General features: G+C 68.6%; 12 protein-coding genes and 3 pseudogenes. 10 read left to right on the top strand and 5 right to left on the bottom strand.

All coding sequences use genetic code 11. The annotated features are described in order from the left end of the window. The first annotated feature begins 8 nt into the window (after window positions 1–8). Window positions 9–407 carry a hypothetical protein gene (locus tag ACFYM0_RS32940; protein ID WP_388507872.1) on the top strand — a complete coding sequence of 133 codons (399 nt, stop codon included), beginning with the start codon at window positions 9–11 and terminating at the stop codon, window positions 405–407. On the opposite strand, the gene ACFYM0_RS32935 is transcribed toward ACFYM0_RS32940, so the two are convergent. Beyond that, window positions 389–844, bottom strand: coding sequence for a hypothetical protein (locus ACFYM0_RS32935; RefSeq protein WP_388507869.1), 456 nt, complete (start codon window positions 842–844; stop codon window positions 389–391). The two genes, ACFYM0_RS32940 and ACFYM0_RS32935, sit on opposite strands and share 19 nt — an antisense overlap. A 515-nt stretch (window positions 845–1,359) precedes the next feature. Between ACFYM0_RS32935 and ACFYM0_RS32930 the strand changes: the two genes are divergently transcribed. Further along, the gene (locus ACFYM0_RS32930; RefSeq protein ID WP_388508099.1) at window positions 1,360–2,058 is read left to right on the top strand and encodes a hypothetical protein; all 699 of its coding nucleotides are present in this window, start codon (window positions 1,360–1,362) and stop codon (window positions 2,056–2,058) included. An 879-nt stretch (window positions 2,059–2,937) separates the two neighbouring features. Here the strand turns inward: ACFYM0_RS32930 and ACFYM0_RS32925 are convergent. After that, window positions 2,938–4,593, bottom strand: coding sequence for a tetratricopeptide repeat protein (locus tag ACFYM0_RS32925; RefSeq protein WP_388508096.1), 1,656 nt, complete (start codon window positions 4,591–4,593; stop codon window positions 2,938–2,940). 57 nt (window positions 4,594–4,650) lie between these two features. On the opposite strand from ACFYM0_RS32925, the gene ACFYM0_RS32920 reads away from it, so the two are divergent. From ACFYM0_RS32920 to ACFYM0_RS32905, 4 genes and pseudogenes are all read left to right on the top strand, one after another. After that, window positions 4,651–4,995, top strand: a complete 345-nt coding sequence (locus ACFYM0_RS32920; RefSeq protein WP_388507867.1) for a CPCC family cysteine-rich protein — start codon at window positions 4,651–4,653, stop codon at window positions 4,993–4,995. Between the two features lie 22 nt (window positions 4,996–5,017). Next, window positions 5,018–5,862 (top strand): annotated as a pseudogene (locus ACFYM0_RS32915) (IS5 family transposase). A 601-nt stretch (window positions 5,863–6,463) separates the two neighbouring features. Further along, window positions 6,464–7,039: a relaxase domain-containing protein gene (locus ACFYM0_RS32910; protein WP_388507864.1), complete on the top strand. Its 576-nt coding sequence runs from the start codon at window positions 6,464–6,466 to the stop codon at window positions 7,037–7,039. Continuing rightward, window positions 7,006–7,344: pseudogene (locus tag ACFYM0_RS32905) on the top strand (relaxase domain-containing protein); the annotation flags it as partial. The gene ACFYM0_RS32910 and the pseudogene ACFYM0_RS32905, both read left to right, overlap by 34 nt. A gap of 50 nt (window positions 7,345–7,394) precedes the next feature. Here the strand turns inward: ACFYM0_RS32905 and ACFYM0_RS32900 are convergent. After that, entirely contained in the window at window positions 7,395–7,736 is a 342-nt protein-coding gene (locus ACFYM0_RS32900) for a hypothetical protein (RefSeq protein WP_388508120.1), read from the bottom strand. Between ACFYM0_RS32900 and ACFYM0_RS32895 the strand changes: the two are divergent. Both ACFYM0_RS32895 and ACFYM0_RS32890 read left to right on the top strand, forming a co-directional pair. Next, window positions 7,735–7,926: pseudogene (locus ACFYM0_RS32895) on the top strand (hypothetical protein); the annotation flags it as partial. The gene ACFYM0_RS32900 and the pseudogene ACFYM0_RS32895 sit on opposite strands and share 2 nt — an antisense overlap. A gap of 54 nt (window positions 7,927–7,980) precedes the next feature. After that, window positions 7,981–8,670 (top strand): hypothetical protein, encoded by a 690-nt coding sequence (locus ACFYM0_RS32890; RefSeq protein WP_388507862.1) that lies wholly within the window; start codon window positions 7,981–7,983, stop codon window positions 8,668–8,670. A gap of 54 nt (window positions 8,671–8,724) precedes the next feature. Here ACFYM0_RS32890 and ACFYM0_RS32885 read toward each other — a convergent pair whose 3' ends face one another. After that, complete coding sequence (locus ACFYM0_RS32885) at window positions 8,725–9,246, bottom strand: hypothetical protein (RefSeq protein WP_388507859.1); 522 nt, start codon at window positions 9,244–9,246, stop codon at window positions 8,725–8,727. Next, a complete protein-coding gene (locus ACFYM0_RS32880) occupies window positions 9,243–13,160 on the bottom strand; it encodes a polymorphic toxin-type HINT domain-containing protein (protein ID WP_388507857.1) in 3,918 nt (1,305 codons plus the stop codon). Before ACFYM0_RS32880 ends, ACFYM0_RS32885 begins: the two co-directional genes overlap by 4 nt. 525 nt (window positions 13,161–13,685) lie before the next feature. On the opposite strand from ACFYM0_RS32880, the gene ACFYM0_RS32875 reads away from it, so the two are divergent. Continuing rightward, window positions 13,686–15,605, top strand: coding sequence for an FG-GAP-like repeat-containing protein (locus ACFYM0_RS32875; protein WP_388507853.1), 1,920 nt, complete (start codon window positions 13,686–13,688; stop codon window positions 15,603–15,605). A 380-nt stretch (window positions 15,606–15,985) separates the two neighbouring features. Continuing rightward, window positions 15,986–17,317 carry a hypothetical protein gene (locus ACFYM0_RS32870; protein ID WP_388507850.1) on the top strand — a complete coding sequence of 444 codons (1,332 nt, stop codon included), beginning with the start codon at window positions 15,986–15,988 and terminating at the stop codon, window positions 17,315–17,317. Window positions 17,318–17,387 lie beyond the last annotated feature (70 nt).

The following is a 17,387-nucleotide window of genomic DNA, read 5'->3' as shown; positions in this document are numbered from 1 at the left end:
GCCGCCGTATGGTCACCGAGGACGAGACCCCAAGTCAGCCCGACATTACTCCGATGCTCAAAGGCCGGACTAGTGCCTGCAAGGCAGCACGCGACGCCATCGCCGCCGGTGCCGAGGTAGTGCTCGACGACGGGCAGCCGCCACAGTGGATGGTCCTCGGCATCGCTGCGAGAAGGCTGAGGCGGTCGTTGAAAATCGGCCTGGTGACCCTCGGCCTCGACGAGACCGTTGAGGTCCTCCGCGCTCGGCCACACGACGAGCGACTGCGTACCGGCAATATCGTCACAACAGACTGGTCCTGGTTCTTCACCCTGTACTTCGACGCCACTGGGACCGAGCTCCTGGCATGCGGCGGCGTCAAGAACGAGCGTCCCTCGCGCGGGGTGGGTCAGAAGCTCCAGATGTAGAGGCCGCCACCCGTGTTCACCGCAGACTCCGCGAGCCGGGCAACGCCCTGCAAGACCGCCAGAAGATCATCGTCGGTCATCTCGTCGCCGTCCTCAGACCAGAGCCGCGCGGTCCAGCGGCTGGTGAGCTCTTCGAGTTCGGCGGAACTCGCCTTGGCGAGCGCTCGTGTCAGCTGCTTCGGCAAAGCGAACACCTCAACGCCATCGTTCAAGGGTTCAGTGACCCACGCCGGCCACGGCCGCCACGCATAGACCTGCTCCAACGGCGGGGCCTCGGCTGAAGGCTCCTGGAAGTACATGTCCCACTCGGCGATGGCACTGTCCGGCTCGATAAATCGGCAGGTCACAGATTCAAAGGTCTCACCAGGTCCCCGCAGGCGCGTCTCAGCGGCGGCTTCGTCGTCGGGGGCGAGGAAGAACACTATGTCGTAGGCCATCCGAGCATGATGGCAGCCCGCCGAACTGACGCGGGTGAAGGCACGTGACTGGCATCTCGACCAGTCGCAGGCTCCCGCCGTCCTTGGTAGCGACGACTGCGGCTGCAGCCAGCCACCGTACGACGGCGGCTCTCGGCTGTCTTGACAGCCCAGCCGCTACCTTCCTCACTTGGAAGGAACCGCCATCCTGCGGAGCCTGACCGCGAGCGGAACTGGCACCGCCCCGCAGCGACTTATCGCATTTTCCGCCGAACTCGACATACCGGCTGCCGACCTTCTCGTCGTCGCAGGCCACGCTGTGCCGGCGGAACTCCTTCCCCCGGAGCGCGACGCCAGGGTCACGAGGCAGTTCGCATACCGCGTCAGCCACTGCGATGCAGAACCTTTCGTGCAGCCGCCATTGCCGGGCCGCCGCCCCGCCGAGACCAGGCTCGCTGCCGCGCTCGGCGCACTAATCAGCAACCGCGGCTTCGGTATCCGCGAACTACCTTTCATGGGACTGTCCCTCAGCAGCCCTGGATGCTCACCTGGGAGGAAGACGTGGATGCTCACGCGCTGCGTCGACAGGCTGGTCGATCTCGGCGATCGCCCGGCACCTGGGGCACGACCGCAAGACGATCCGCGACTTCTACACCACGGGTCAGCACGAGGCGGCCAAGACCGACTACCGCGTCGAAATCACCAAGCTCTCCAACGAGGGCAGCACCAGTGTGAAGGAAGCCGCCAAGAAGGCGCTGGAGGACGGCACCACCAAGGCGCTGCTCACCTTCATCAAGAACACTCAGTTCGGCGCGCGCAGCATCGACGAGCGGGCCACCGCCACCAAGCTGTTCAACGACGGCGGTCCCGAGGTCAAGGCTGCCGCGAAGATCGCGCTGAACGCAGCCGTCAACGATGTCCACTCCTTCGTCGACGCCGGCCAGTACATGGCCGACCGCAAGGACCAGCTCGCATACACCCACATTGGGACGGGCGCCACGTACCGGTCGACCCCGTGGTGCACGAGCAATATCACCTCGAGCTCCGCGCCGGCCGGTCCCTCCTTTGTACGCGACGAGGGCGGGCGTGTTGTTGGAGTAGTGGCCCTCGAGGATGACCGGCCGGGTCCCGCCGCCGTCCGCGGTCCAGGTGCCGTGGAGCAGGGCGTCGTCCTTTTCGCCCGGGTAGACGGCGTGCAGCTTGCCGTCGTAGGAGGCCATGGCGGCGGTCCGTAGGGGAGGCGGCGTAGCCGGTGCCCTCGGGCGAGCTCCACTCATCTCCATCGCTCTTCTGGTCGCCTTTGTGGCGGGGCTGGCCGCAGGCATGCTGGCTAGGCTTGCAAAGACCTCGTACGCGGACGTCGCGGCCCGCGGGGGTGCGGCCTTCATCGTCACCACACCGGTCGTTGTCCTACTCATGCAGGCGGCAGGGATCCTCACAGCCCCATAGCCCAAAACCCTGCACTGGCTGCGCCGCGTCCCGCACACCGGTACGGAATACGGCAGAAGGATCGCTGCTCGCACGACTAGAGGGCCCGTTGCTCGCCTGAGCAACGGGCCCTCTCGGTGTCGGGGGTGTGCCCCGATCCAACCCGCACCGGCGGCGCGGTGTCCCCGGATTTGAGATGCTCGGGCCAAGGCGCGTTCGCAGTCACGGTCCACTGAGGATCCTGTGGGTGCCGACGCTGCGCGCCACGATCCAGCGACCGTGGTGCAGCTCGGGCCCGTACGACCGCTGGCGCGCCCGTTCAGCGCCCAGGTGAGCTTGTAGACCTCGGCAGCGACGCACATTCTTCACGTGTAGGCCAGGCCGGCCGGGACATCCGGTGCGCAGGTCGGGGCTGAAGGCTTTCAGGACTACGAGGCCGCACCAGACGTACGCCATCCTCGTCGGCGGCTGCTTGAGGGACTGCTCTCCGACGCCATGGGCCAGCTGGATGACGTTGACGGAGGGGTCGCCTCTCTACCGGGCTGACGTGGTGGCCCTGCTTGCACGCTGTACGATCCGCGCCCCGACGTGCCGCGCCCGGCGGGGCGGACCAGGGGCATTTCCAGTATCCAGGCCGTGGGGATGTCTGGACGGGGGCGGCCCGGTGGCGGAACCCGCCGGTCCGGTCAACGTCGAGAGCGTCGCCACAGCCACGATCGCCGTTGCGTGCGCGCTACCGCGGCCCGTGCTATCGCGAGGTTGCTGCGGGTGGTGAGCGTGTTGGGGTGGTCTGGGCCGAGGACGCGTTCGCGGTCGGCGAGGACTTGCTCGTGGAGGTCGGCCGCCATCCGGGGTTGACCGAGCGAATGGACTGCCGTGGCGAGGTTGTTGCGGGTGATCAGGGTGTCGGGGTGGTCGGCGCCGAGGACGCGTTCGTAGTCGGTGAGGTTTTGCTGGTGGAGGTCGGCGGCCTCTTGGTGGCAGCCGAGATCGCTGAACGTCGTGGCGAGGAAGTTGCGGGTGGTGAGGGTGTCGCGGTGGTCCGGGCCGAGGTGGCGGGCTTCGCCGTCGAGGACGCACTGACGTAGTCGGTGCTGTTCGGCAGCATCCCCCGAGTTCTGGAGAGTGCCGGCGAGGTCGTTAAGCAGGTCGCGGATGGTGGTGAAGTCGGTTGAGGTTGTGCGGTGGAGGAGAGACGGGAGGTGTGGGGCGAGGAGACGGGCGCTGGGCCAGCCGGCGCGACCCGCGCTGATGGTGTCGCGAACGGCTTCCGCGAGGTGGATATCGATGGCGGCGTAGCAAGTGGCGCGATCCGTGCCGCGGGGTGTGGTGAGAGCGATGACTTCGTGGACCAAGGGGTGCAGCACGACTTGTCCAACCATGAGCCTGCCGGCACTGCCTTCCCGCGGTGTGGCTGGAGTGTTGATCAAGCCGTACTGGTGGAGGGCGGCGAGGGCGGCATCGAGTTCGGCCGCGGTGACCCTCTGCCCGGTGGCGTCGGTAAGGAGGGCGGGGGCGAGAAGTGCACGGGGGACGGGGGCGGGGGCCAAGAGGGCGAGGAGGAACAGGGTGGGGCGCGCAAGCGTGTAGCCGTCGGTGTGGAGCTGGGTGAGGGAAAGATCGAAGGTGTGCCGAACCACGCTGCGGGCGACCTCCGGGTCGGCAGCCTGTGGGTGGTCGGCTCCGAGGAGGTCGGAGAACTCGGCGGCGAGGGCATCGTGGTAGGCGGCGAAGGTGCGGTAGCGGCTGGTGGGGTTGGCGAGGTAGTGCCCCGCGGTGTGCAGGGCGAGGGGGAGTCCGCCGAGCCGTTCCCCGAGGGCGGCGGCCTCGGCCGCCGTGCCGGCCGCGGGCGCGGCATCACGCAGCACCGCGCCCGCGTCGTCGGCGGCCAGGGGCTCGAGGGGGAGGAGGCGGGCCTGGGCCCCCCAGGTGGCGCGCGAGGTGTCGCGGGTGGTGACCAGGAGGAGTCCGCCGCCGTCGGGGCGCACCCAACCACGGTAGGAGCCCACCGGGTCGCTGCTGGGCCCGAGGTTGCGGGGAGTGTCTACGTTGTCGATCACGATCACCCACCCCCGTATCGCCGCTAGCTGTTCCCACACCACGTCGACCAGCGCGGTACGGCCGCTCTGGGCGTCGTTGAGCCGGGGTACGGGGAGTCCTAGTTCCTGGGCGATGCGTGTGAGGTCGTGGGCAAGGCGGGCGGCATCGTCCTGCCACCGAACCCAGAACACCGCCCGCCCTTGCGTCTCGGCCCGTCTGGCGGCCTGCGCGGCGAGGGTGGTCTTGCCCAGGCCGCCGGTCCCGCAGACCACGACGAGTCCGACGTCCCGGCCTGCCGCCAGGCTATGGAGTTCGGCGAGCTAGGCCGTTTATTGTGGATCACTCCGGGGAGCGGGACGATGGCGGCCATGGTCTCTGATGAAACGCCCATCCATTCCGCGAATCACGCCGCGAACGACCTCATCGCGTGCCCATGCTGCTTCCAGCGAACGTTGGAGGAGCGGGCAAACTTCGAGATCTGTCCAGAGTGCGGCTGGGAGGACGACGGGCAGGATGATGTGGACGCTCACGTCGTCCGGGGTGGTCCCAACGGTCGGCTGAGCTTGGCGCAGGCCCGGTTGGACTACCTGGAAGAAGTCGCCGAGGTAACCGATGAGTCCATGACACGCGGTGGCGACGGGCTGTGGTTGTCAGAAGCACGGCGCCAGGTTCCGGACGTGGCTGATGAGGACAGCGTCCAGTAACGCTGGTTCTCGTTGTCAGGTCATGCCGTTGACCGATGTGCAATGGGCACGGATCGAACCGCTGCTTCCGGACCGGACACCGAAACGGGGTGGCCGGTGGAGAGATCATCGTCAGGTGATCGACGCGATCGCCTTCAAGTTCCAGACCGGCATCCAGTGGGTCCACCTGCCAGAGGAGTACGGCAACTGGCGAGGCGTCTATAACCGGCTACGGATGTGGGCCCTCGACGGCACCTGGGAGCGGGTGTTCACCGCGCTGATGGCAAAGGCCGATGCCGAGAGGGACCTGACCTGGGTCGTGTCGGTGGACTCCACGATCGTGCGAGCTCACCAGCATGCGGCCGGGGCCCGTAAAAGGGGGCCCCGGCCGACGAACCGGCAGACCACGCCATCGGCCGCTCCCGCGGCGGACTGACCACCAAGATTCATCTCGCAGCCGACGACCGCTGCCGGCCCCTCGTCTTCTTCCTCACCGCTGGCCAGGCCGGTGACGCACCAGCCTTCGTGGACGTCATGGCCCGTCTGCGCGTACCCCGACGGCGCGGACGACCGCGCACCCGACCGGACGTAGTCCTGGCCGACAAGGCCTATTCCTCACGCGCCATCCGCGAGCACCTACGCAGGCGCGATATCCGAGCGGTGATCCCCGTCCCGGCGGACCAGCAGGGCCATCGGCTCCGACGAGGCAGCCGGGGCGGCAGACCGCCCGCCTTCGACCGCGAGACCTACAAACAGCGCAACACCGTCGAACGGTGCATCAACCGCCTCAAGCAATGGCGGGGCATTGCCACACGCTACGAGAAGACCGCAATCATCTACCTCGCCGGACTCCACATCGCAGGCATCTTCCTCTGGTCGGCCCGGTGATCCAAACGAGACCGCCTAGCTGTCGCGGCCGCGAATGGTGTCCTGGACAGCCGGAGCACGGTGGGAGGGGTGAGCGGCGGCCGTCCGCACCCAACGCCCACCCACCCCCCTGTTCCCAACGGGTGAAGCGGTCGGAGCGGGAGACCGCAGGGCGATCAGCGAGACGACGAGAGCGAGCACGCCGACGCTCCCGCCTATCACGCTGGCGAGCTGATCCGCCGTCTCCAGCCCGATCCGCGCGACTCCCCACGCGATCCCGCCCGTAATTGTGGCTCCCACCGGCGCCCCCAACAGCCGAATCGCAGCCCAACCCCGTCGGCCCCGATCCACACGCTCACCCGCCACGCCTGCACCCCCCCGAACCACTCGCCCCGTCCCGGTAAGTCGAGGATGCCCATCGTCGTCGATCCGCGGGTAGAGCCGAGGGTTTCGGTACCCACCCGTGACAGCACCCCCGGCCGACGACGTCTCCCGAAAAAGGAGGCGCAGCCAGCTCGTAGTTCCTTAGGGCGGCCCGCACGCCCAACACGCGCAAGCCGGGCCGGAAGGGCCGACCAGTGCGCAGGTCGGGCACGAAGGCGTCCAGGACGATGCGGCGGAAATGCCGACGCTGGGCGGGGGTGAGGTGGTGGAGATCGGTGGTGAAGCGGGGGAGAGGCTCGAAGGTGGGGACGGTGGTCTCCTTCGGGTATCGATGGATGTCGCGATCATTCGAGCCGGTCAGATGTACCGCTACGACCTGCGCCAGGTCGTCGTTGGCGACGGCCTCCGCCCGCCCCGCACACCTCTTCGCAAGGCTCAGGAGGAGGCCGGTGCCCCGGCCGGGCGATGGATGGGCCGCGGCCTTGCCGTGCTCGGACTGGCGGCGGGGGAGGAGGTCACCGAGAGCCAGCTGCGGAACCTGTGCGGGGAGCGGGGCCGGCACCCGTCTGCGGACCGGATCGAGGCCGAGGAACTGGCCGGGGGGAAGTCCCCGAAGGTGGCGGTGCGAGCCGGCGCTCTCGGGCGGCGGGTGGACGTCACAGGGTTCGATCTCGTATTCCGGCCGCGGCTGACGATCTACTTCCTTTGGGCGCTTGGCGATGACGCGACCCGGCTGCCGATCGAGGCCGCGCACGAGGGCACGAGCGCGCGATCGAGCGGGTGCTGGAGTGGATCGAGGACGAGGTCGCGGTGATCCGGTACGGCAAGGACGGCATCTACAACGTCCGGCCGCCCGGCGGCCTGGTCGTGGCCCGCTTCCGCCACTACGAAGCAGGCTCGGGATTGCCTCTCCTCCAGGACCACCTGCTGCTGTCGGTGAAGGGGCAGCGCCTGGACGGGAAATGGGGGTCGATCCACCCGGAGGTCTTGTTCGAGAACACCATCGCCGCACCCTCGCTCTACAACGAGATCGTGGCCGCCGAGGTCTGTGAGGCGCTGGGGCTGGCGACCGAGCCGCGCACCGTCACCGCGGGGCGCCGGCCTGTCATGGAGATTGCCGGGGTGCACGTCAGCGGCTGGACGAGAAGAAGAGCGCGCGGCACCGGGCGCTACACATCTTGCGGGACCGTGAGCCGAAGTTCTTCTACTTCGGCGAGTACCAGAACCTTCCCGGCCGGATCGCCCTCGCGGAGTTGGTCGGCCGGGAGGAGGAGTCCGGCACCTCCGGCATCCAGACGGCCCGGGCGCTGCTGGCGCTCGTCAGCACGACGGCGGGGGCTCTGTCGTCTGAGGACTTTGAAGAGCGCAAGGCGGAGCTCGAAGCGGTCGGCAACGACCTCACACAGCAGGTCTTCGAGTACTGGAAGCAGAATCCGGACCTGTCCGTAGAGATCGACCTGGACAAGCAGACGGTCCACCACCCCAACGGCTGTCGCCAGCCACCTCGACATCCGGGTCAAGGACCGTCGGCACCCGTTCACCAACAACTTCTGTGCCCGATCCACCGGCTTCCAGTGGTTCTTCAGCTTCCTCGCTGCATTCACCGCGTTCGAGGACTACCCCCATGGCGTTGTCGTTCTGCTCGACGAACCTGGACGGAGCCTCCACGGCCGCGCTCAGGCGGATTTCCTGCGCTTCATCAACGAGCGCCTCGCCCCGGTCGCCCAGGTCATTTACACCACCCACTCACCGTTTATGGTCGAGACCGCCCGCCTCGACCGTGTACGGATCGTCGAAGACCGCGGCCCGGCCGCAGGCGCCGTCGTCACCGACGAGGTCCTTGCCGTCACCGGCGACTCGCTCTTCCCCCTGCAGGCGGCTCTCGGCTACGACATCGCCCAAAGCCTCTTCGTCGGCCCCGACAACCTCCTGGTCGAAGGCGCGAGCGACTACACCTACCTCACGCTCATCAGCGATCTCCTGAAGGAATCAGGACGCACCCACCTCGACGAACGCTGGCGAATGCTGACCGTTGGCGGCGCCACGCACATCCCCGTCTTCGTTGCCCTCATCGGCACCAACCTCCAGGCCACCGTCCTCATCGACAGCACCCCGGCTGGATTCGCCAAGATCAAATCCCTCGCCAACAAGGGACTGCTGGCCCCCAAACGACTCCTGCTCACCGACACCTTCACTGACGGCGTGAAGGACAGCGACATCGAGGACCTGTTTTCCCCCGGCGACTACCTCAAGCTGTACAACGCCGCCTTCGGCACCGCGCTCAAGGTCAACGACCTCAACGGTAAGGACCGCATTATTGCCCGTATCACCCGGGCGACCGATTCTCCGTTCACCGAGCACGGCCGCCCCGCCGACACCCTGCTGCGGAAGCGGGACACCCATCCCAGACGCCCGGACAACGTGACAGTGCCGCTCAGTGGGTGAGTGCCCGCAGTCGAGCGGGCACTCACCCTTCATTGGCCTTGGCCACTCTGAGCGTTACTTGCTCGCGTCGGCTCCCGCTGATGTGGACGCCTGGAGAACGGCGCAGGCGGAATCCCACCAGGGAAGCTCATGCCTGACCTCGTCGAGACGACGCCCCATGTAGTCGGGTGGTCCGTCCGGGATTCCTTCAACCTTGAAGAGATGGAACTCTGCCCGCGCTCCGGCGACGGCGAGCCTGCCATCCGGAAACAGACCGATCTCCATCCGCCACGTCCTGCTGTCCGTCATGGGAGTGCTCGACATGACCGTGAAGGGGAGAAGGTCGCGCTCCAGCGGCTGCTCGCTCCACTGGAAGGAATGGAGTCCGCTGACCACGAGCAGGGCGGCATTGCCGGTGCGGTAGTGCAGGGCGGTCCTCATGTCCAGGAGCAGCCCGGTACGACCCGTGAGAGGGCACACCCTGCAATCGATCAGGCCGGCTTCCTGCAGAGCGTCGGCCTCACGTAGCGGATCCCATTCGAGGGAGTTCCGCGATGTCCCGGCGGCATCGGTGTAGAGATCTTCGATGAGAGTCATTGGAACTTGATGTGGTTGTAGGGGTCGGCGTTGGAAAGACCGGCCTTACCCGTGATCGGATTCATCGTTTGGCCGATTTCGTTCATGTAGTTCACGTATCCCTTGGGCTTCGGGTGAGGGCCCGTTGTCACCGGGTCCATGACACGGGCGTAGCGCACCTTGGGGTGCAGGCCGTTGGCTATCGCCTCGCTCTTCTTAATCTCGTAGACCCAGCCCTTCCCACTCTCGGCCTGGGCGATGGCCTTGCGTCCCTTGGGAAGCCAGAACGTCTCCCCGTTGGGGCCTGTCACATTGCCCGTCAGGCAACGGTTGTTGTGGACCAGGACCGGGGTGGTGCCCGCCAGCACATAGTAGGTACTGAGGTCATTGACTGTGAGGTTGTACGCGGGCTGCAGACCCTTCCAGCGGTGCACCCTGACGATCGGTGCCCGGTCCCCGCTGGGCAGCAGCAGCTCGTCGCCGGCGTTGAGCTCCGCCGCTTGCGTCCACTGGCGGGACTTGACCGACCAGAACGGGTGGTTCCCGGTCGATGTCAGGCTGCCTCCGCCCACGGACGAGTCGAGGGTGATGGCCGCGAAGTCCCGGTCGTCGGGTGTGTAGATGGTGGCGTCGACTTGCCGCGGTCCCGACTCACCGGTCAGGGGATCGGTTGCGCGGACCTGGTCGCCGACCTGGACTCGCTCGATGGGGACCGCCGATCCGTCGCCCATGAGCACCAGGGTTCCGGCGGGAAAGCTGTTCTCGCAGGGGTTCCGCTTGAAGAGGTTGCCGATCGAGTCGAAGATCTCGCTGGCCGAAGTGCCGAACTTCTCCGCCCAGCGCGCGCCCTTCAACGGCGCGGCCAGCCAGCCTCCGATGGGAAGCATGGAGGCGCAAGAGAGGAGGGCGTCCTTCCACGCGTCCTTCTCCCCCAAACCGTACTTGTTGAGTCCGCTCTCCACTCCGTAGGCGATGCAGTTCACGGCGTCGGCGGGTTCGCCGATGACGGGGATCAGGCCGAGTTCATCCAGCCGGAGGTGGATGAAGTCCTTGAGGCTCATGCCGGGCGGGACGCCGTTGCCGATGAGGCCTTGGACCAGGGCGAGGGTCTCGGAGGAGCCGCCGGCTTCCGACTCCTGCTGCATCCTCGACTCGTGTTCGGCTTCCTTCTTGTCGAGCAGCGCGCGCTGTGCCTCCAGGTAGCGCTCCTTCTGGTACCGGTCGACGGTGGACTCGAACTTCTGTTGGGCCTGTGCGGCGCTCTCGCCCGCGTTGAGGGCCGACTGGCGGGCCTGGTCGGCCGCCTGGAAGGCGCTCGCGGCGTATCCCTGGGCGGCGCCGTAGCTGGCCTGGGCGGATATCGCGGCGTTCCTGGCCTTGCGGGCACTGGTGGCGGCCCGCTCCTCGGCTTGGCGGGCCGAGGTCGCGGAGGCGGCTGCGGAACGTGCCGATGCGCTGGCTTTCTCGGCGGCCGCCAAGGCCCGGGCGGCGTGGTCCTTGGCCTCCTCGGCGGACTTGGTGGCCTTGGCGGCCTGCTCCTTGGCGAGGTCCGCGTGGTCCTGGGCCTTCTCGGCCCATTCGGCGGCGTCGTAGGCGGACTTGTAGGCCAGGGAGGCGGTTTCGCTGGCCGTGGCGATGATCGACTTGATCTGCTCGACGTGCGCGGCGTTGAGCTGGTCGCGTCGAGCGGCCTTGTGCTGGCCCGAGGTGACGAAGGTGATCAGGTTGGTGTCGGGGCTGGCGAGTGCGGCTTCGGCTGCGGCCTTGACCTCCGCACCGCCGCCCTCGGCGAGCCGGGCGGCTTCGACCCGGTAGTCCTCGATGCGGGCCTGGTGCTGCCCTTGCTGGAGGAAGGTGTCGAGTGTCTTGGGGTCGGGGTCGGCCAGTGCTGCCTGGGCGGCTTCCTTGACTCCCACTCCGCCGGCCTCGGCGAGGCGGGCCACTTCGATGCGGTTGTCGGGCGCTGCGGCCCGGTACTGGCCGACGGCGAGGAAGGTGTGGACCTGCTCCGGGGTTCCCGCCAGCGCGGCAGCGGCCGCCGTGCGGACATCTGCGTAGGGGGACTGCCGTGCGAGGACGTCTACGGCTTCCTTCTCGTCCTCGTTCTCCGCCGACTTCCAGCTGGTCCGTGCGTAGGCGATGACGGTGGCTTCGTCGCCGGCCAGGGCCTGCTCGGCGGCGGCGCGGCTCCAGGGGCCGCGGATCTGCAGGGCCGTCATGGCCATACGGCGGCCGGCGGCCGCGACGTCCGCGGGCGGGGCGTTCGGGTTGGCGGCCTGGGCGGCGAGCGTGTCGAAGTCGGTCTGGAGCTGGAGGGCTTCCTGCTTGACCTTGGTGATCTGGGTTTTGGTGGCGTCGGTAGCGGCCTTGGCGTCGCGGGCCTCGTTGACCAGCAAGGTGGTGCGTACGGCGATCTCGTCGGCCTCTCCCTTGCGGGTCTTGGCCTGGATCTCCTGTGCCTTGGTGACGGCGGCCGTCGCGGCCTGGGCGGCCTTGAGCGCCTCGGCGGCGTTCACCTTGGCGGCGTTGGCCGCGGCCTGTGAGCCGGCGGCGTGCTCGTTCGCCTTTCGGGCCGCTTCCGCGGCCTTGCGTGCGTGATCGGCGGAGGATCGCGCGGCGTCGCGGGCTTGTTCCGCGGCCTTGATGGCGTCCTCCGCGTGGGCCTGCGCCGCCAGGGAGGCACGGCGGGCTTCCGCCGCGTGGCGCTCCGCAGCGGCTGCGGCCGCCTTGGCCTGGCCTGCGCTGGCCCCGGCCTGGGCCGCGTAGCCGGCTGCGGCGTCAGCGCTGGCCGCGGCGGCGTTCATGTCCTCGATGGCTCCGAGGGAGGCGGTCAGCGCGTCCTTCGCCGCCCTGGCCGTCTGCAGCATCGCGTCGAGGGTGTCGGCGATCTTCTCGGCGTCCGTGGCCGCCTTCGCCGCGTCGGCGGCCGCCTGCTCGTTGACCTTGCCGGACGCCGCGGCCGACCACGCCCGGCTTGCGGCATGGGAAGCGCGCTGGGCCGCGGTGGAGGCGTTGGCCGCCGCGGTGATCGCGGTCTGGGCCGCGGCGTTGGCGGCTCGGGCAGCCGAGATGGCGGCCTTCGCGGCCTCGGCGGCGCGCCTGGAGGATTCCGCGGCACGGCGGGCTGCGTCCTCGGCCTTGTCGGCGTCGTTCTTCGCGGCGAGGGTCTCTGCCGCGGCGACGGCGGCTTCCTGCTTCGCCAGACCGGCGGCGGTCTTGGCCTTCTTCGCCTGGCCCTCGGCACTGACCTTGGCCTTGTTGGCGGCGACCGCGGCGTCGGCGGTCTGCTTGGCCAGGTCGCTGACGCTGGCGTGCTCCTGGTCCTGGGCACGGGTGATGTACTGCCCGTAGGCGAGGAAGTCCCGCACTTCGCCGATGCCGGTGGCCAGGGCCGCGGCCGCGGCGCGCTTGGTGGCCGGGCCGCCGGCGGATTCGATCTGCGCGACCCGGACCCGGGCGTCGTCGTCACGCTGCTTGTACTGGCCCTCGTTGAGGAAGGCGCGTATGTCGTCGATGCTCCCCCGCATTGCGGCGTCGCCCGCCTCGCGGACCCCGGTGCTGCCCGCCTCGGTGGCCAGTGCCGCCGCGACGCGCTGGTCGTCCGCCAGGGGCTGCTTCCAGCCGTCCTTCATGAACACGGCGAGCTGGTCCGGGGTGCCCTTGAGGGCGTTGGCTGCCGCCTCGCTGACGCCGGGACCGGCTTCGGTGACGAGGGTGAGGGCGGCCTCGCGCAGGTCCAGTTCTTCCGCGACCTTCTGACCGTCGGCCAGGTAGTCGCGCACCTGCTGGTTGGTACCGGTGAGCGCCTGTTCGGCGCCGGCCCGGGCCGCGGGACCTGCGGACTTCCAGACTTCCAGCACCCTGCCGCGGTCGGTGAGCGATGTTCCGGGGGGATCCTCGGCGACTGCTGGCGCCGCCGAGATGAGAGTGGCCACGAGGGCCAGGGGCAGGACTCCGCGGGCGGACCTGCCGGCCGTCTGGAATCCCCTCCTCCAGGGCCCAGAGCCTGCATGTTGACGCACTGATGGAAACCTTCTGCTGGTCGGTGGATGCCGAGAAGCGCCACCAGCGTTATTACGCGGGCGGTTCGTCTCCTCGGTTCGCAACGCACGTGTGCCCCGCCGCCTTCTGTGATTCGGCATCCCCAGGCCGAAGGCAGCCGCCACAGGCCGAGTCCCCTGACCCGGCCGCGCGTCGCTGTGAACGTGATACCTGATCTCCGACCTGCACGGAAGGTTGCACTCCAAGCGGTGACCGTAACCGGATCGTGACCGAAACGGCTAGCTAACAGACCAAGATCAAGGCGCGGTCACCGGATTGATAAACCTGTGGCTATATTGACCGGCGGCCCCCCCAGGCGACTCCCGAGCGTCCGCCGTCCCTCGGCGGCGGTCCTCCACCCTGTGAACACCCTGCCGCAGCGCAGGGGTTCGATCCGGAAAGCGAACACTCTCGTGCGCATGCGCAAATGGATACCCATCACTACCGCGGCGATCGCCGTAACCCTGGGGACGCCCACCACACTGGCCACCGCAGCCGGTGAACCGACGCCCACCGCGCCGTATACCGCCGAGGACGGCTCCTACCCCAATCGCGCCGACATCCACGCACTGACCGGCGCTGACCTGATCGAGGGCGACGGCAACATCACCCTCGTCGCGTGCTCCAGCCCGTACCAGATCATGGTGTGGGCGCGGAACCTGCCCACCGACGAGTCCAGGGTCTGCTTCGCGGCCGCCAACACCGGCTACCTCCGGGTCAACATCCCTCGTGCCTACCGCATCGAGACCAATGACCGGGACATCAAGGCGAACGTGTCGATCGAGGGCACCACCGAGGACCTGACCGTTCCGCGGGACACCACCAAGGGCTTCGGCGAGGCCAACCCCGCCGACCCCAAGCAGGCGGTCCTGCTGGAGATGCGCGTCACCGGTTCGGCCACGAGCCTCACGCCTCCGCCGATGGCGCCCAACCCGTACGCCTTCGTCGGCAAGCTGCGCATCGGCCAGCTCCGCACCTGCACCGCGGTCCTCGTCGACCCGCGCTGGGCGCTGACCGCGGCCTCCTGCTTCGCCGCGGACGGTAAGCCCGCCGCCGGCAAGCCGGTCCAGGCCACCACCCTCACCGTCGGCCGCAGCGACCTCAACCAGATCACGGTCGGCGCCACCCGCACCGCGGTGGAACTGGTCCCGCACCCCGACCGTGACCTGGTCATGGTGAAACTGGACCGGGGCATCTCCAACGTGAAGCCGGCTGCCCTGGCGACCACGGCGACCACCGCCGACGAGAGCGTGAAGGTGGCCGGGTTCGGCCGCACCAGCCAGGAATGGGCCCCGACGGCGCTGCACAACGCGCCGTTCAAGGCCAATATCGGCAACTCCGCCGACCTGAACCTGACCCCGTCGGGCGAGGGACTCGTCTGCCAGGGCGACGCCGGTGGCCCCGTCTTGCGCGAGTCGGGCGGCAACCTCCAGCTCCTCGCCATCACCAGCCGCTCCTGGCAAGGCGGATGCCTGGGAGCCACGCAGGACGAAGAACGGACCGATGCCGTCGCGATGCGCACGGACGACATCCGCACCTGGATCACCGGCACCGCCTTCGCCCGCCCCGGCGACATGAACGGCGACAACAAGCCCGACCTCGTCGCGGTCGACGACGCAGGCAAGCTGCTCCTCTACCCCGGCGCAGGCACCGGCGCCATCGGCGCGCCGGTGACCATCGGCACCGGCGGCTGGTCCGGTGCGTCCGTGACGCACCGCGGCGACTGGAACGGCGACGCGATGGAGGACATCGTGGCCATCGTCGGCGGCGAGGTACGCATGTACCCCAACCTCGGTAACGGCACCATCGGCTCGCCCACCGAGCTGATCGCCAGCGTGCCCACCTCCGCCCAGGTCGTCGGCATCGGTGACACCAACCGCGACGGCAAGCCGGACCTGCTGATCACCCACACCAACAAGCTCTTCCTGTACCCGGGTGCCGTGGGCACCGCTCCGGCCGTCGCCACCCCGATCACGATCGGCACCGGCGGCTGGGACGTCATGGAACTGACCGCCCCCGGCGACGCGGACAAGGACGGCCGCGTAGACCTGCTCGCCCGGGACACCCGTGACGGCATCCTCTACCACTACGCCGGCCAGCCCGACGGCAAGAACTTCAGCGACCGCACCGAGTACGGCCGCGGCTACACCAAGGCGATCCGCCCGCTGCTCGCCGGCGCAGCCGATGCCGACCTCAACGGAACCGCCGACATGTGGGCCACCGCGAATGACGGCACCTTGAAGTTCTACAAGGGCGGCAGCTCGATCCACGGCCCGATCGACGGCCCGAGCATCCAGGTCGGCACCGGCGGCTGGGGCGCCATCCAGTCCCTCAGCTGACCCGTCCGAACATCCGTCTCACCAGCAGTGAAGGCCGGCCGGGTCCCCGAAGTGCAGGGGAATCCGGCCGGCCGCTCCGCGGTGCGGGGGCGGCGGGGCATCTGTATGCAGCCCTCCCCGCGCCTTCCCCCGCGCATCCGGCTGGCTCCATCGCGCGGAACGGCCTCCCCTGCGGTTCCAGCAGATCCTCCCGGAGCACCGCATGGGCTCATCCACCATTCGAAGTCTGACGCGAGTGCGCACTCAGAGCGCGGCTTGGCGAACGGACGAAGCGCCTAAGGCCCGGACCCGTATCCCGACCGAGGCCTTGAACGGCGGTACATGCGCCGAGTCCACGGTGACCGGGGATACATCCGAGGCTGTACGAAGGAGGCACCACGATGGCAAGCAGAGACCTATTCCAACTGTCCGGCACCTGGGACACCGCTCTGGCCAACGCCAGACAGCATTGCGACAACATGATGCAGTCCATAGGCGCCGATCCCGTCACGGGCGACATCTTCATCGCTCAGGTGGCCGAGGGCGGCAGCGCCACCGGCAACATCTGTCTGAACCGCATCGACCCGTGGACGGGCCAGAACACCGGGTCGATGCACCTGAACGGCTTCGGCCACGGCTACCAGATCGGTGTCCAGCACATCGACGGCAAGTCCTACGTGTGGACGGAGGCCGGTCCGGTCGCCACCAAGCTGAGCCCCAGCGGCAAGCCGGTCGCCTTCGGAACCCGCGTCACCCGCGTGCTGTTCAACCCCGGCAAGTACGACCTCACCATGGAGTCGACCGGTACTTCGAAGCCCTTCTCCACGCCCTTCCGGCCGACGCTCGCCGAGTACCCCGGCCATCTCGCATACGGGTGCGCCCCCACGGTCGACCCGGTGGGCCATCGCCTCACCATCCGGTTCGAGCTGAAGAAGCAGCTGTCGGACGGAACCTTCGACGACGCCGGATGGTTCTACGCCCAGTACCCGATCGACCCGGCCACCGGAAACGTCAGCGGAAACCTGACCCGCTGGACCAAGTCGCCTCCGAGCAGCGACCCGGGCGCCGCCCACATCTACGGGACGAACTTCCAGGGATTCGCCTCCTGCGGCGACTACCTCTACCTCTACACCGGTAGCAAGACGACCCCCGCGAACCCCGATCCGGACGACACCTACATCACCGCCCTTGCCTGGCCCGCCACGAGCGGCCAGCGGGCCACGATCGCGCACGCGCAGAAGATCACCGCGCTGTCCGAACTGCCCGCCCGTGAACCGGAAGGGCTGGCCGTCACCACGGTCGGCACCGAGGCCAAGCTCCTGTTCGGTATCGGCGGCTACGAGGAGCCCCGTCTCGCGGCAGTCTGCTACGTCTCCACCGCCCCATCCGTTGAAGGGATCAGGGCCTACACGGACTGGCTCGACCTGGCTGCCCCCGCCGTCACCCGCGCTACGCTCCAGGGACGCCTGATCGAGGTCCGCGGCAGCACCACGCTCCAACTCCGCGGCTCCTTCACCTGCGACCTGTCCACGCACACCCGGGTGGCGACGCTGCCGGCACCCCTCATCCCCAGCGGGCCCATCCGCGCCATCGTGGCCCGCAACACCGGCAGCTCCCACGTCGCATGCCGGGCCGAGGTCACCAGCGCCGGTGAACTGTGGATACACGGCGCCGGCCCCGAGGACAGGATCACCTGGATCGACCTCGGCGGCTTCTCCGCGGCATGGAACTGACCCGCACCCCGCCCGGACCGGCTGCTCCACCCGCGCGCGACCGCGCACCGCGACTCATCGTCTTGAAGGG

The sequence above is a fragment of the Streptomyces sp. NPDC006487 genome, from assembly GCF_042870555.1.
GTDB lineage: Bacteria > Actinomycetota > Actinomycetes > Streptomycetales > Streptomycetaceae > Streptomyces.
This window is presented reverse-complemented; position numbering and strand designations above follow the sequence as displayed.